This window comes from Clostridium sp. AM28-20LB (genome assembly GCF_003480665.1).
Lineage (GTDB): Bacteria > Bacillota > Clostridia > Lachnospirales > Lachnospiraceae > Otoolea > Otoolea fessa.
In genome coordinates this window covers 552,967-568,001 of the sequence record NZ_QUJN01000001.1, presented here as the reverse complement: position 1 = coordinate 568,001, position 15,035 = coordinate 552,967, and the positions used below count along the sequence as shown (strand labels likewise).

Here is a 15,035-nt window from a genome sequence, read left to right as displayed (position 1 = left end):
AATGCTTCAGCAGGAACTGAACTGCTACAGGCAGCCAGGCGTTTGAAAGGAGTTGGAGTGATATGTACGGATACGGATATGGATATTACAGTATGTTTGATCCGACGATGATTCTGGTATTAATTGGTGTATTTCTGTCATTAGGGGCATCTGCGAAGGTGAAAAGCACCTACGCGCGGTTTTCAAGAGTCCGGAGCATGACTGGCATGACGGGAGCCGAGGCGGCGAGACAGCTTTTAAATTCACAGGGCATCTATGATGTCCAGATCCGCCAGGTGGCAGGCAGTCTGACCGACCACTATGATCCGCGGACCAAGACTGTGAATTTATCTGAGAGTGTATATGGTTCTACTTCGGTCGCGGCGATCGGTGTTGCGGCGCATGAGTGCGGACATGCGATGCAGGATGCATCTGAGTATGTTCCGCTGCGCCTGCGCGGTTCAATGGTGCCGGTGGTCAACATCGGCGCACAGCTTTCCTGGCCTATGATCCTGATTGGTGTCCTGATCGGCGGCATGGGATCTCCGATCGTTTCACTTGGAATTCTTTTATTTTCCTTGTCGGTGCTGTTCCAGCTGGTGACGCTTCCGGTTGAGTTCAATGCATCCGCGCGTGCGGTACGTCTGCTTGATTCAACAGGGATTCTTCGCGGGGAAGAAGTTGGATATACCAAACAGGTGCTTGGTGCGGCGGCACTGACGTATGTGGCAGCGGCGGCTGGTTCGATTTTACAGCTTCTGCGTCTGATTATATTATTTGGAGGACGACGCGATGACTGATGGAACTGCGCTGCGTGAAATAGCGGCAGAAATTTTGACTGAGATTCTGGAAAAGGGACAGTATACACATCTGGCCCTTTTTCAGGCTCTTTCTAAATATCAGTATCTGGAGAAATCAGACCGCTCGTTTTTAAAACGGATTGTGGACGGGACGGTGGAGTATAAAATCCAGATTGATTATATTATCAACGCATATTCCAAAACAAAAGTTCATAAGATGAAACCGTTTATCCGCACACTTCTGCGGATGAGCGTGTACCAGATTTATTATATGGACCGTGTACCGGATTCGGCGGCGTGCAATGAGGCGGTGCGCCTTGCGAAAAAACGCGGATTTTCCGGACTTTCCGGCTTTGTAAATGGTGTGTTGCGTTCTGTGGTGCGTGGAAAAGGCAAACTGACCTTCCCGGATGATTCAGTGCGGTATTCAATGCCGGACTGGATTTTATCTCTCTGGGAGGAAAACTATGGGGCAGAGACGACGCACAGGATGGCACAGGCTGGTCTGGAGAAACGTCCGTTTATGGTGCGGTTTGCCGAGAGCCGTGCAGGGAAAGAAGAGATTCTTGCCTCCCTGTCCGCCCAGGGCGTGACGGCAGAGGAGACAGCGACGGGAAGCGGCGTTTACCGTCTGACGGGAGTGGACTATCCAGAGAGTCTGGATGCGTTCCGCGAAGGACTAATCCGGATTCAGGACCTGAGTTCGTCGCTGGCAGGTGATGCGGCGGGTATTAAAGAGGGTGATTTTGTACTCGATGTCTGTGGGGCACCGGGTGGAAAAGGGCTTCATGCGGCGGATCTGCTGTACGGAACTGGACAGGTTGAGATCCGGGATGTGAGTGATTACAAGGTATCTTTGATCAAGGAGAATATTGCCTGCAGCGGCTGTACAAACGTCTCTGCCTGCGCCTGGAATGCGTGTGAATTCGATGCTTCGATGGAGCAGAAAGCGGATGTGGTCATTGCCGATCTGCCGTGTTCAGGACTTGGCATTATCGGACGCAAGCCGGATATCAAATACAACGCTTCAATGGACGGAATCCGGGACCTGGCTGCATTGCAGCGGCAGATGCTGTCGGTGGTCTGGCAGTACGTGAAGCCGGGTGGAGTGCTGGTTTACAGCACCTGCACGGTCAACCGTCTGGAAAATGATGAAAACCGGGCATGGTTTTTAAACGAATATCCATTTGAGCCGGTTGATATCAGTGGTCGTCTGGGGATTGATTTTCAGGAAGACAGCCTGAAAGAGGGATACATCCAGCTCTATCCGGGCGTTCATCCGTGTGATGGATTTTTCATCTCTGTGATGAAAAGAAAAGGATAACTGGACGGAACAGCGTATGAATACAGGAAAGACTCCGAGAGTGCATATAGGAGAGAGGGAGGCAGTCCGATATGGAAAAGCAGGATATAAAATCAATGACGCAGGAGGAACTGCGTGCCTTTTTGGTGAGTCTGGGTGAAAAACCATTCCGGACCGCCCAGATCTATCAGTGGATGCATGAAAAACTGGCATCTTCCTTTGACGATATGACAAACCTTTCCAAGGTACTCCGGCAGAAGCTGCAGGACGCGTGCGAGTATGTATCGCTGGAAAAGGTACGGGTGCAGATTTCGCAGATCGATGGAACCCGCAAGTACCTGTTCCGCCTCGCGGACGGCAATGTCATCGAGAGTGTCCTGATGCGTTATAAGCATGGAAATTCCGTTTGTATTTCCTCGCAGGTGGGGTGTCGGATGGGCTGCCGTTTCTGTGCTTCGACCCTGGACGGCCTGGAACGGAACCTGCGCCCGTCGGAGATGCTGGACCAGATTTATCAGATTCAGCGCGATACAGGCGAACGCGTTTCCAACGTGGTTGTGATGGGATCGGGTGAACCGCTGGACAATTACGATAACCTGATCCGCTTTATCCATCTTTTGACGGAGGAAGGCGGACTGCATATCAGTCAGCGGAATGTGACGGTTTCCACCTGTGGGCTGGTTCCGAAGATCCGGGAGCTGGCAGATCAGGGACTGACCATCACGCTGGCACTTTCTCTGCATGCGCCGAATGACGAGGTGCGGAAGAGCCTGATGCCGATCGCGCGTACATATGCGTTAAAGGATGTATTGGCGGCCTGTCATTACTATTTTGAAAAAACGGGACGCCGCATGACGTTTGAGTACAGCCTGGTGCAGGGAGTCAACGACAATCTGGACGAGGCGCGCGAGCTGGCGGCGCTGATTCAGGATCAGCACGGGCATGTGAATCTGATTCCGGTCAATCCGATCAAGGAGCGCTCTTATGTACAGTCGGGACGGAAAGCGATCGAAGCATTTAAGGGATGTCTGGAATCCAAGGGAATCAATGTGACAATCCGGCGCGAGATGGGGCGCGACATAGACGGTGCCTGCGGACAGCTCCGGAAGAGCTATATGGATAAAGAGCAGGAGAAAGAAGGTGCGGCAGTCAAATGAAAGCATACGCACTGACGGATATCGGAAAAACGCGTAAGGTCAATCAGGATGCTCAGTTTGCCAGCACGGAGCCGGTGGGAGAACTTTCCAACCTGTTTGTTGTGGCGGACGGAATGGGCGGTCATCAGGCGGGAGATTTTGCTTCGCGCTATCTGATCGAGCATATGCCGGAATATATCAAAGAGAGTGGTGAGAATGAGCCGGTCGCGGCGCTTCGAAAGGGGATCGAGGCAGTCAATCAGGAACTTTATACCCTTTCCTGTGAGCGCGAGGAGCTTGCCGGCATGGGAACAACGCTGGTAGCGGCTTCAATTCAGGGAAATACACTCTATGTGGCAAACGTGGGGGACAGCCGTCTCTACCGGATTGAGCGCTCCGGCATTCATCAGATTACCCGGGATCATTCCTACGTGGAGGCGATGGTCTCGCTGGGACAGATGAGCCGCGGCAGCCGGGAATATGAGACGAAGAAAAATATCATTACCCGCGCAGTCGGGATCGGTGGGCATGTGGAGCCGGATTTCTTTGAGGTTTCACTGAACCCGGGCGATTACGTACTGCTGTGTTCGGACGGGTTAACCAATATGGTGGATAATTCAGCAATTTACCGGATGGTGCTTCTGCCGGGAACCCTGGACACCAAGGCAAGGGCGCTCACGGCGCTCGCAAACCAGAACGGCGGGAAAGATAATATCGCGGTCATATTGATTGACCCGCAGATCAAGGAGGTGAGAGAATCATGATGCTGAAACCGGGAACCTATCTGCAGGATCGCTATGAGATCCTCTCACTGATTGGTACGGGCGGCATGTCAGAGGTGTATCAGGCAAAATGCCACACTCTGAACCGTCTGGTGGCGATCAAGGTTTTAAAGGATGAGTACAGCCAGGATGCGAATTTCGTCAGCAAATTCAAGATGGAGGCGCAGGCGGCGGCAGGGCTTTCCCATCCAAATATTGTGAGTGTTTATGACGTTGTGGATGAGGGCAGTCTTCATTATATCGTCATGGAACTCATCGAGGGAATCACGCTGAAAAGCTACATTCTCAAGAAAGGTCATCTGGGCGTTAAAGAAACGATTGGAATTGCCATCCAGGTAGCGCAGGGGCTGGCAGCGGCACATGACCAGCATATTGTGCACCGGGACATCAAACCGCAGAATATGATTATCTCGCGTGACGGCAAGGTGAAGGTGGCGGATTTCGGTATTGCCAGAGCTGTATCGTCCCAGACGATCGGGGTCAATGCGGTCGGTTCCGTGCATTATATCTCGCCGGAGCAGGCAAAAGGAAATTATAGCGACGGACGAAGCGATCTGTATTCACTGGGAATCACGATGTATGAGATGCTAACAGGAAAACTTCCGTTTGACGGGGATAACCCGGTTTCAGTGGCACTGGCGCATTTGGAAGAACCGGTGCAGCCGCCGAGCCGCATCAACCCGGAGGTGTCGGCAAGCCTGGACCGCATTATTTTAAAATGTACCCAAAAAAAGCCGGAACGCCGTTACCAGAATGCGTATGAGCTGATCGCGGATCTGCGCCATGCGCTGGTGGATCCAAACGATGATTTCCTGAAAAAAGAACCGGAATTTGATGAAAATTCCCCGACAGTCGTGCGCGGGGCAGAGGAACTGAACCGCCAGATGGAGGCACAGAGAAATCGAAATCTGGAACAGACGATGGAACATCCGGCAGTGAGTGAAAAGACCGGACCGGTTCCGACAGAAAATGAACGTGGTGAGGTAGTCTGGAAAGAGCCGGAACCGTCGGAGAACGAGATAGAAGGTTGGCAGGAAGAAGAGACGGATGTCTATGAGGAAGAAACCTCAAGGCGCCCAGACCGTAGACGGAAGGGACGCCGTATAGAAGAAGACAGCGAGGATGTCAATCCGCAGATGGAGCGCCTGCTTACGATGATTGGAATCGGTGCAGCCGTATTGATTGTGGTGGTTGTGATTGTCATTGCTGCGAAGTTGACAGGCATCTTTAATCTGGGATCTGGTAGTCAGAAGCATCCGAAGACGACCGTTGAAGCTTCTTCGGAGGCGTCTGAGAGCGAGAGTCTGGAATCAACGGAGTGCAGGGTTCCGCCTCTGGACGGCATGACGGAGGATGAGGCGAAGACAGCATTGGAAAAGCAGTCGTTGAAAATCCGTTATGAATATGAAAAGTCGGAAACCTCTGAAAAGGGGAAGGTCATCGGTCAGAGTATTGCCAGCGGCACGGTTGTCTCGAAACAGACGGAAGTTATCGTCACGATCGGAGAAGGCAATGAGGCAATAGATTTGACGAAACTTGGACTGGAAGAGATGTCCAGCGAGGATGCAGAGACGCTTCTGGCAGAAGAAAATAAACTGACCGTAGTAGTGCAGAAAGAGAGCAGCGATACGGTTGCCTCCGGTATAGTGATCCGATACAGTCCGTCCAGCGTGGATCCAGGCGGTACGGTGACGCTGTATGTCAGCACAGGTCCGAACGTACCGACGGTACCGATGCCGAGGATTACAGGGCTTTCAGAGGAAAATGCAAAAGTTGTTCTGGAAGCGGTCGGATTAGGGCTTGGCGAGCGCAAGGAAGCGAAGAGTTCAGAAGTGGCAAAGGGCAAGATCATCAGTCAGGATGTCCTGGAGAAAACAGATACACCGGAGGGAAGTGCCATTGGCTATACAGTCAGTCTGGGAAAAGGAACCCGCTATGTGGCGGCGATCAACGATGAATTCCAGATGAGTGAACTGTTTGGACCAAGTTCCGGAGATACGCATATCCGCGTCAGTATTGTGATGAAGCAGACGATTGCCGGCAATACTGTGACTAAGACGGTCATGGAACCGAGGGAGATCGGCGGCGATATCACGCTTCCGATTCATTATAATATCGAGGGAGCGGACGGTGTGCAGACAGGTGAGCTGCAGATCCTCGATCTGACGAACGATCGGGTTCTAAAAACGTATCAGCTTGAATTTGTGGAAGTTTCAGATAATTAATAAGAGGTAGTTGTAAGGTACAGATATGCAGGGAAAGATAATTAAAGGGATCGGCGGTTTCTATTATGTACACGACGGTATTGGAAAGGTATATGAATGCCGTGCAAAGGGAATTTTCCGAAATCGCGGCATCAAGCCGCTGGTAGGCGATGACGTGGAGATCAGTGTTCTCGATGAGGAGAAGGCGACAGGCAATCTCGATGAGATCCTTCCTCGTAAAAACCGTCTGATCCGCCCGGCGGTTTCAAATGTTGATCAGGCGGTGGTGGTTTTTGCCATCACCGATCCGATGCCAAATTTAAACCTTCTCGACCGCTTCCTCGTCATGATGGAACGGCAGGAAGTTCCGGTCAGCATCTGTTTCAACAAGATCGATCTGGTCGATGCAGCCGAGCAGGAGAAGCTGCGTGCGATCTATGAACCGGCGGGCTATCCGGTGCATTTTATCAGCACCTACGAAAAATCAGGGCTGGAGGAGTTTCATCGGTTGATCATTGGGAAAACAACGGTCTTAGCAGGACCTTCGGGTGTCGGAAAATCGTCGATCACGAACTTTATCCAGCCGGAGGCACAGATGGAAACGGGCGGTATCAGTGAGAAGATCCGCCGGGGCAAACATACGACGCGCCATTCAGAACTGTTTTTCGTGGAAGAGAGCACCTATATGATGGATACGCCGGGATTCAGTTCTCTCTATATCGAGGATTTGGAGCCGGAGGCGCTCAAGGACTTTTTCCCGGAATTTGAGGCATATGAGGATGAATGCCGTTTCTTAGGCTGTGTCCACATTGGCGAGCGCGAATGCGGCGTCAAGACGGCGGTGCAGGAGCATAAGATCGGGCAGAGCCGGTATGACAATTACCGTTTGATGTATCAGGAATTAAAAGAGAAAAAGAAATACGGCAGAAGCAGCCGTTGAGGATATTATACAAAAAATGGGAGGAAAGAACCATGATTATATTATCACCTTCGATTCTGGGGGCAGATTTTACGAAGCTGGGAGAGCAGGTCGCTGAGGTGGACAAGGCAGGTGCACAGTACATCCATCTGGATGTGATGGATGGCGCGTTTGTGCCGAGTATCTCCTTTGGAATGCCGGTAATTAAGAGCCTGCGCCCGGTGACGGATCGTGTGTTTGACGTACACATGATGGTGGAAGAACCGGGACGTTACGTAGAGGATATCAAAAAAGCGGGGGCGGATCTGATCTGTGTGCATCAGGAAGCCTGTCTTCATCTGGACCGCACGATCGCGCAGATCCGTGAGGCAGGGCTGCAAACAGGTGTAGCGTTAAATCCGGCGACCCCGGTCGAGACACTGGATGTTATTTTGCCGGAGGTGGACATGGTTCTTCTGATGACGGTCAACCCGGGATTTGGCGGTCAGAAATTTATTCCATATACGGTAGAAAAAATCAAGAAGCTGCGCGCAATGTGCAGCGAGAGGGGACTTTCCACCCGCATTGAGGTGGACGGAGGAATCACGCCGGACAATGTGCGGACGGTATTAGAGGCAGGAGCCGATGTGATCGTGGCGGGAAGCGCCGTATTTAAGGGAAACCCGGCTGGGAATGTAAAAACATTTTTAAATATTTTTCAGGAATTTGAACAGGGATGATGAAGATGAAGCGTTGTTTGATTGTGACAGGCGGAACGATTGATATTGCGTTTGCGAAAGATTTTCTCTCACAGCGCTCGTATGACTATGTAATTGCGGCAGATGCGGGGCTGGAGGTTCTGCGCCCGCTGCGTATTTCTCCGAATGCGGTGGTCGGCGATCTGGACACGGTGGATAAAAAGGTTCTGGAAGAATATCAGAACCAGCCGGACATCGAATTTGAGATCCATAAACCGGAGAAGGATGAGACGGATACGGAGCTGGCGCTTTTGACGGCGGCGCGCCAGGGCTGTGAGGCAGTTGATATCCTGGGGGCGCTGGGCGGCCGTATGGATCACGCCATCGGCAATATCCAGCTGATGTATCAGTTTTTCTGCCAGGGAATGGAAGTGAATATTTATGATGCCCGCAACCGCCTGTATCTTCTGGGCGGGCATAAGGTATTTCACCGGGAAAAGGTGTATGGAAAATACATTTCGTTCCTGCCGATGACCGAGACTGTCGAGGGACTGACGCTGCGGGGATTTAAATACCCGCTCCAGCGGCGGACGATCGGGCTGGGGACGACTCTCTGCATCAGCAATGAACTCAAACGGGAAGAGGGCATTCTGGAGCTGGAGAGAGGCGTCCTTTTGTGCGTGGAGGCACATGATTAATCAGGATAAAAAAGTGGCAAGTTATAACTGACCTGCTTAAAATGATAAAAACTGTATGTTTTTCAGGGGACAAGATTGTGCTATGATGAGTCCAATAACAAGGGAGGATGAAACATCATGGCAAACAAATCAAATCAGGCTTACAAGATCGCGATGGTCGGTCTGCTGGCAGCTCTCTCCTATGTCGTATTTACATACGGACAGGTGAAGATCACACTTCCGGGCGGCGATGCAACTTCCATTCATCTGGGAAATGCAGTCTGTGTCATCGGGGCACTCTTAGTCGGCGGCTTTTACGGCGGTTTGGGAGGTGCTATCGGCATGACGATAGGTGACCTTCTCGATCCGGTTTATATTGTATATGCACCGAAGACATTTATCTGCAAACTTTGCATCGGACTGATCGCCGGATTCGTAGCACATCGTCTGGGCAAGATTGACCGGAGCACCGATAAGAACCACATCCTTGGTTTTACGATTGCAGCAGCGGTGGCAGGTCTTTTATTCAACGTCATTGCAGATCCGCTGATCGGATATTATTATAAACTCTGGATCATTGGTAAACCGGCGGCAGAGCTCACACTTGCATGGAATATCGCAGCGACTTCGATCAATGCGGTGACATCTACGATTGCGTCTGTTGTTATATATATGGCAGTTCGTCCGGCACTCCGCAAGGCAGGTTTTCTGGATGCATTGTCTGTAGAAGCGAGAGCATAAGGCAATTTATCTCAGTCGAGAAGAATTAAAATGAAATACATACAGGAGACTGTGGTTGGGCAGAATGGGAAAAACATCTGTCCGGGCGCAGTCTCCTTGTTGCGTCATTGGAGTGTGCGGCTTATAAAACACAAATACATAGATACACGCTTGTAGAAACCAGAATCATGCCGCAGGCAGTCGTATCTGCCGCGAGAATATGTTAGATTATAAAGTTGCTTAAAATTGATGTTGGGGTCAAAAGACGTTTTGACCCCTCTGATACCAGATTGCTCCGCACTATATGCTCCCGCAATCTTCAAAAACATTCGTAATTCGCTCATTTTTCTTTGAAAAATGGCTACCTACTCATGTTTTTGGCGGGTTCCAAGGTCAAAAATTCTCCTGCAAGCAAGCTTGCGTCGAACTTCTGACCTTTTGACCCTGGTATCTTAAAATTAAGAAAATGAGGAAAAATTATACATGGAAGGAATTCAGAAGAAAATAGCGGTTTTAAATGACCTGTCAGGCTACGGGCGCTGTTCGCTGACGGCGGCGATGCCGGTTATCAGCGCCCTCAAGGTACAGTGCTGTCCGGTGGTGACGGCGGTGCTGTCCAATCACGCGGGATATCCGGAATGCTATATGGATGATTATACCGATCGGATGGAGGCATACCTGGAGCCGTGGCGGAAGATGGGATTTGAGATGGACGGAATCATGACTGGATTCTTAGGTTCTGCCAGACAGGCGTCGATCGTGGCAGATTTTATCCGGGATTTCAAACGGGAAAATACGCAGGTTTTGGTAGATCCGACGATGGGCGACCACGGACATCTCTACAGCGTCTGTGACGAGGATCTGATCGAGGCGATGCGGGAGCTGATGCAGTATGCGGACGTTGTCACGCCAAATCTGACTGAAGCCTGTGCCCTGACGGACACGCTGTATCAGGAAAATGGATGGAGTAAGCGCAAGCTCTCAGATCTGACCTGGAAGCTTCACCTTTTGGGCGCGCGGTCAGTCATTTTGACGGGCGTGGTCAAGGGCAAACAGATCCTCAACGTGATCCATGAGCGCGGCAAGGAGCCGGTCTTTCATGCAACTAAATTTGTGGCGGGCAATTACCACGGAACCGGGGATGTCTTTGCAGCAGTCATCGGTGCCAGCATGGTGCGAGGTGTGCCGATGGAGGAAGCCGTCAGACGGGCGGCAGCTTTTACAAAAAAATGTGTGGAAAAGACAGAAGAACTTGGTGCCCCGGAGCAGGACGGACTGTGCCTGGAGGCGTGTCTGTCCTATTTGACGAAGTTGAGTTAAATATAATGGGGCAGTCTATCCTGTTTTGTATCAAGAAGAACAGAGGTTACAGTTCACGGGTAGGCACTTTTGGAACCGAAAGTGCCGTAAGAAAACGTGGTGGCAGCAGGAATTTGCCGTATTTAAATGCGAAGCCACGGCAAATTCCGCTACTGTTCACGTATGCGTGAACAGTAACGAACAGAGGAACTCTTGAAACAGGGCTTTTCATTCGTACAAAGTTGTAGTATAATTATAACTAGTTTTCGTGCAGTTAATTGCATAACAGTAGGAGGAAGATATGTTAGATCTTAAATTCGTCAGAGAAAATCCTGACATTGTAAAGCAGAATATTAAAAATAAGTTCCAGGACAAGAAAATTCCGCTGGTAGATGAGGTAATTGAGCTGGATGCCAAGAACCGTGCAGCGAAGAAGGAAGCAGATGATCTGCGTGCGAACAAGAACAAGATTGCAAAACAGATCGGCGCTCTGATGGGTCAGGGAAAGAAAGAGGAAGCAGAAGAGCTGAAGAAACAGGTAGCAGAGCAGTCTGCCCGCCTGTCTGAGCTGGAAGAGCAGGAGAAGGATCTTGGCGAGCGCATCTTAAAGATTATGATGACCATCCCGAACATCATTGATCCGAGTGTTCCGATCGGTAAAGACGACAGCGAGAACGTAGAGATCGAGCGCTTCGGCGAGCCGGTTGTACCGGATTTCGAGATCCCGTACCACACCGAGATTATGGAGAAATTTAACGGCATCGATCTGGACAGTGCCAGAAAGGTAGCTGGAAATGGTTTCTATTACCTGATGGGCGATATCGCAAGACTTCATTCTGCTGTTATCGCATATGCAAGAGATTTCATGATTGACCGTGGATTTACCTACTGTATCCCGCCGTTCATGATCCGCAGCAATGTTGTAACCGGCGTTATGAGTTTCGATGAGATGGATGCGATGATGTACAAGATCGAGGGCGAGGATCTTTACCTGATCGGTACCAGCGAGCACTCTATGATCGGTAAATTCATTGATACCGTAGTTCCGGAGGAAGAGCTTCCGAAGACACTGACCAGCTATTCTCCGTGTTTCCGTAAAGAGAAGGGCGCTCACGGCATCGAGGAGAGAGGCGTATACCGCATCCACCAGTTTGAGAAACAGGAAATGATCGTAGTCTGCAAACCGGAAGACAGCAAGATGTGGTATGACAAACTGTGGAAGAACACCGTGGACCTGTTCCGTTCCATGGATATTCCGGTTCGTACTCTGGAGTGCTGCTCCGGAGACCTGGCTGATCTGAAAGTAAAATCCGTTGATGTAGAGGCATGGTCCCCGCGTCAGAAGAAATATTTCGAGGTTGGAAGCTGCTCCAACTTAGGTGATGCACAGGCAAGACGTCTGAAGATCCGTGTCAACGGCAAAGACGGCAAATACTTTGCACACACCCTGAACAACACTGTAGTAGCTCCGCCGCGTATGCTGATCGCATTCTTAGAGAACAACCTGCAGGCAGACGGTTCTGTCCGCATTCCGGAGGTTCTGCGTCCGTATATGGGTGGTAAGAGCGAGATTCGCTAAGTTCATTTGAGTCCAGTAAAAAAACGCCATGGGTTGTGTGCCTGTGGCGTTTTTTACTGGACTCATTGTGAATTGCAGAAATATAGACATTGTCTTTTTTCAGGCGGCATTATGATGGCAGTTCTTCCAGCTGATTCGACGGCGTCGCCATCATCGAATAATTCGTATGATAAATCACAAATCCCGGAGCAGCGCCCGCTACTTTTTTGACCTGCTTTTTCTGTACATAATCGATCTCAACTTTTTCATTTTCCCGTCCCTTGGAATAGTAGGCAGCCAGCCCGGCGGCTTCCTCGAAGGTGCGGTCCGGAAGCTCTTTTCCTTCGGATTTCACAATGACATGGGAACCCGGAATTCCTTTTGCGTGGAACCACCAGTCATTTCCAGTCGCGATCTTGAAGGTCAGCTCCTCATTCTGGTAGTTGTTTTTGCCGACGTAGATATGGAATCCGTCGGAGGAAAGGTAGTGGAATGGGCGGCTTGTGATTTTCACTTTCTTTCCAGCCGGACCGTGCTTTTTGATGAAGCCATATTCCGTCAGCTCCTGCTTGATCTGGGTCAGATCTTCCTCCTTTAAGGCAATATCGAGGGAGGTACTGATGGATTCGAGGTGCTCGATCTCCTGCTTCGTCTCCTCAATGAGCTGGCTCTGAGCCTCGAAAGTACGTTTGAGCTTTCCATATTTGTCAAAATACTTCTGCGAATTTTCGCGGGCGGTCAGCTGCGGGTCAAGTGGGATCTTGACCTCTTTTCCTGTGTAGTAGTTCGTGCAGACAAGTTCTTTTTCGCCGCCGGTCAGCTCATAACCGTAGGTGTTTAACAGCTCGCCGTAGAGCTTGTATTTATCTCGTTTTTCGGTGTCCTTTAACTGTTTCTGCTGCAAATCGTATTTTTTATAATTGCGCTCCAGGGCAGTCTGGACGATCCGGCGCAGATCCGAGGATTTCTGGCGGATTCGTGTGATGACGTTCTTGGACGCATAGTAGGTCTCCAGCACTTTACTGATCGAATCAAAGTGTTCGACCTGATATTCCGGCGGGAACGAGGTCAATGGGAGAGCGGCAAATTCCATTGGCTCATCTTCACGGTATACGATGCAAGGCGAGAACTGTCCATTTTTGATGGATTCCATTGCCAGTTCCAGCGTGTGACCGAGGTGCGTGCGCTCCAGCTCATTCAGTTCCGATGCGGGGCGGTCGGCATCGATCGATGCCTCATAGCAGAATTCTTCTGCCATGACCGGGCTGATACCGGTGAAATTCGTGTAAATGGCTTTTCCTGCCGGTGCCGGTGACTGTGCCAGAATGGCGGCGAAATCATCGGCAGATGCAGTCAGCGGATCCTGCTTCGCGACCGTCTGCGGGAGGAAATATTGCCGTCCCGGCAGAACCTCGCGCACGGAGCTGACCTGCACGGAGATATGTTTGATACTGTCGAGGATCGTGCCGTCAGGGCTGCAGAAAATGATATTGCTGTATTTTCCCATCAGTTCGACGATAAGCAGCTTGCGGCAGAGGTCACCCATCTCGTCCAGATGTTCGATCTCAAAATGAATACAGCGTTCCAGACCCGGCTGGCTGACCGACACGATGCGTCCGCTTCCGATGTGCTTGCGAAGCAGCATGCAGAAATTCGGGGCAGTCATGGGTCCCTGCTTGTTGGTATCCGTCAGATATGCCAGCGGAAGACTTGCGTTGACCGAGAGAAGAAGCCGTTTCGTCTCCCGGAAGTTCTTTATGGTAAAAAGAAGTTCATCGCGCTCGGTCTGCGTGATCTTTGCGATCTTGCCGCCGGTAAGCGCGTCACTAAACTCCTTAACCAGGTTTGCGATTACAATTCCGTCAAATGCCATGGTTTTGGTGCTCCTTTATTTGTGTAGTATCTACTATTATAATGAAAGAAGACACGAAAAACAATCACTTTTAAATTCGGTTGACGCTTGCGGCGATTTGCATTATAATACCATTATCTATGGATGAAAGAGAGAGGCGTCACTATGCTTAAAAGTATGACTGGATTTGGCCGATGCGAGATGGCAACGGATGAATATAAGATTTCTGTGGAGATGAAGGCGGTAAACCACCGTTATCTGGATCTCAGCATTAAGATGCCGAAGAAATTTAATTACTTTGAGGCGGCGATTCGCGCGCAGCTTAAGAAATACATTCAGCGGGGAAAGGTAGATGTCTTTATTTCCTATGAAGATTATACGGATGAGAAGATGTCCTTAAAGTACAATCGTTCCCTGGCCGGCGAGTATATGGATTATTTCCGTCAGATGGCGGACGAGCTTGGGATTCCGAATGACGCGACGGTGATGCGTCTTGCACGGTGTCCGGAGGTCTTTACGATGGAACAGGTGCCGGAGGACGAGGAGCATATGTGGCAGATTCTTGAAAAAGCGATTGGTGAGGCGGCAGAGAAATTTGTCGAGACACGCACACGCGAGGGTGAGAATCTGAAGCAGGATCTGCTTGGCAAGCTGGACTATATGGTAACGCTGGTCGATCAGATTGAAGAACGTTCCCCGAAGATCGTGGAAGAATACCGGGCGAAACTGGAAGATAAGGTGAAAGAGCTTCTGGAAGGAAGCAGCGTCGATGAAGGCCGGATTGCGGCAGAGGTTGTGATTTTTGCAGATAAGATCTGCACCGATGAGGAGACGGTCCGCCTGAGAAGCCATATCGAGGCGACCCGCAAGGAGCTGACGGCGGGCGGAAGCGTCGGACGTAAGCTGGATTTCATTGCACAGGAGATGAACCGCGAGGCGAATACGATCCTTTCCAAGGCAAACGATCTGGAGGTTTCCGATTGTGCGATTGCACTCAAGACAGAGATCGAGAAAGTCAGAGAGCAGATTCAGAATATTGAATAGCCGATCATGCTGGAAGAGGTATTCACGGAAAGCTGCCGTTGGCGGTGAAAATACGGAGAATATGAAATATTGTAATAATAGATAG

General features: G+C 50.5%; 13 protein-coding genes. 12 read left to right on the top strand and 1 reads right to left on the bottom strand.

Going from position 1 to position 15,035, the window contains the following annotated elements:
* The first annotated feature begins 62 nt into the window (after nt 1–62).
* The 11 genes from DW739_RS02600 (at nt 63) to serS (ending at nt 12,075) form a co-directional block, all read left to right on the top strand.
* Nucleotides 63–779: a zinc metallopeptidase gene (locus DW739_RS02600; protein WP_118482174.1), complete on the top strand. Its 717-nt coding sequence runs from the start codon at nt 63–65 to the stop codon at nt 777–779.
* A complete protein-coding gene (rsmB, locus tag DW739_RS02595) occupies nt 772–2,103 on the top strand; it encodes a 16S rRNA (cytosine(967)-C(5))-methyltransferase RsmB (protein ID WP_118482173.1) in 1,332 nt (443 codons plus the stop codon). Before DW739_RS02600 ends, rsmB begins: the two co-directional genes overlap by 8 nt.
* A 71-nt stretch (nt 2,104–2,174) precedes the next feature.
* On the top strand, nt 2,175–3,239 hold the full coding sequence (gene rlmN, locus DW739_RS02590) for a 23S rRNA (adenine(2503)-C(2))-methyltransferase RlmN (RefSeq protein ID WP_022358690.1): 1,065 nt from the start codon (nt 2,175–2,177) through the stop codon (nt 3,237–3,239).
* Nucleotides 3,236–3,982: a Stp1/IreP family PP2C-type Ser/Thr phosphatase gene (locus DW739_RS02585; RefSeq protein ID WP_118482172.1), complete on the top strand. Its 747-nt coding sequence runs from the start codon at nt 3,236–3,238 to the stop codon at nt 3,980–3,982. The genes rlmN and DW739_RS02585 overlap by 4 nt, the downstream gene beginning before the upstream one ends.
* Nucleotides 3,979–6,225, top strand: a complete 2,247-nt coding sequence (pknB, locus tag DW739_RS02580) for a Stk1 family PASTA domain-containing Ser/Thr kinase (RefSeq protein ID WP_118626851.1) — start codon at nt 3,979–3,981, stop codon at nt 6,223–6,225. The genes DW739_RS02585 and pknB overlap by 4 nt, the downstream gene beginning before the upstream one ends.
* A 25-nt stretch (nt 6,226–6,250) precedes the next feature.
* Nucleotides 6,251–7,144, top strand: coding sequence for a ribosome small subunit-dependent GTPase A (rsgA, locus tag DW739_RS02575; protein WP_106999960.1), 894 nt, complete (start codon nt 6,251–6,253; stop codon nt 7,142–7,144).
* Between the two features lie 32 nt (nt 7,145–7,176).
* Nucleotides 7,177–7,842: a ribulose-phosphate 3-epimerase gene (gene rpe / locus DW739_RS02570; protein ID WP_022360278.1), complete on the top strand. Its 666-nt coding sequence runs from the start codon at nt 7,177–7,179 to the stop codon at nt 7,840–7,842.
* 5 nt (nt 7,843–7,847) lie between these two features.
* Entirely contained in the window at nt 7,848–8,498 is a 651-nt protein-coding gene (locus DW739_RS02565; protein WP_118742707.1) for a thiamine diphosphokinase, read from the top strand.
* Between the two features lie 117 nt (nt 8,499–8,615).
* The gene (locus tag DW739_RS02560) at nt 8,616–9,218 is read left to right on the top strand and encodes an ECF transporter S component (RefSeq protein WP_022360276.1); all 603 of its coding nucleotides are present in this window, start codon (nt 8,616–8,618) and stop codon (nt 9,216–9,218) included.
* A gap of 462 nt (nt 9,219–9,680) precedes the next feature.
* Nucleotides 9,681–10,517 (top strand): pyridoxamine kinase, encoded by an 837-nt coding sequence (locus tag DW739_RS02555; RefSeq protein WP_118472671.1) that lies wholly within the window; start codon nt 9,681–9,683, stop codon nt 10,515–10,517.
* Nucleotides 10,518–10,797: 280 nt separating this feature from the next.
* Nucleotides 10,798–12,075 (top strand): serine--tRNA ligase, encoded by a 1,278-nt coding sequence (gene serS, locus DW739_RS02550; protein WP_022360274.1) that lies wholly within the window; start codon nt 10,798–10,800, stop codon nt 12,073–12,075.
* 109 nt (nt 12,076–12,184) lie between these two features.
* Here serS and DW739_RS02545 read toward each other — a convergent pair whose 3' ends face one another.
* Nucleotides 12,185–13,927 (bottom strand): NFACT RNA binding domain-containing protein, encoded by a 1,743-nt coding sequence (locus tag DW739_RS02545; protein ID WP_118293189.1) that lies wholly within the window; start codon nt 13,925–13,927, stop codon nt 12,185–12,187.
* A gap of 144 nt (nt 13,928–14,071) precedes the next feature.
* Between DW739_RS02545 and DW739_RS02540 the strand changes: the two genes are divergently transcribed.
* On the top strand, nt 14,072–14,950 hold the full coding sequence (locus DW739_RS02540) for a YicC/YloC family endoribonuclease (protein WP_106999957.1): 879 nt from the start codon (nt 14,072–14,074) through the stop codon (nt 14,948–14,950).
* The last annotated feature ends 85 nt before the right edge of the window (nt 14,951–15,035 follow it).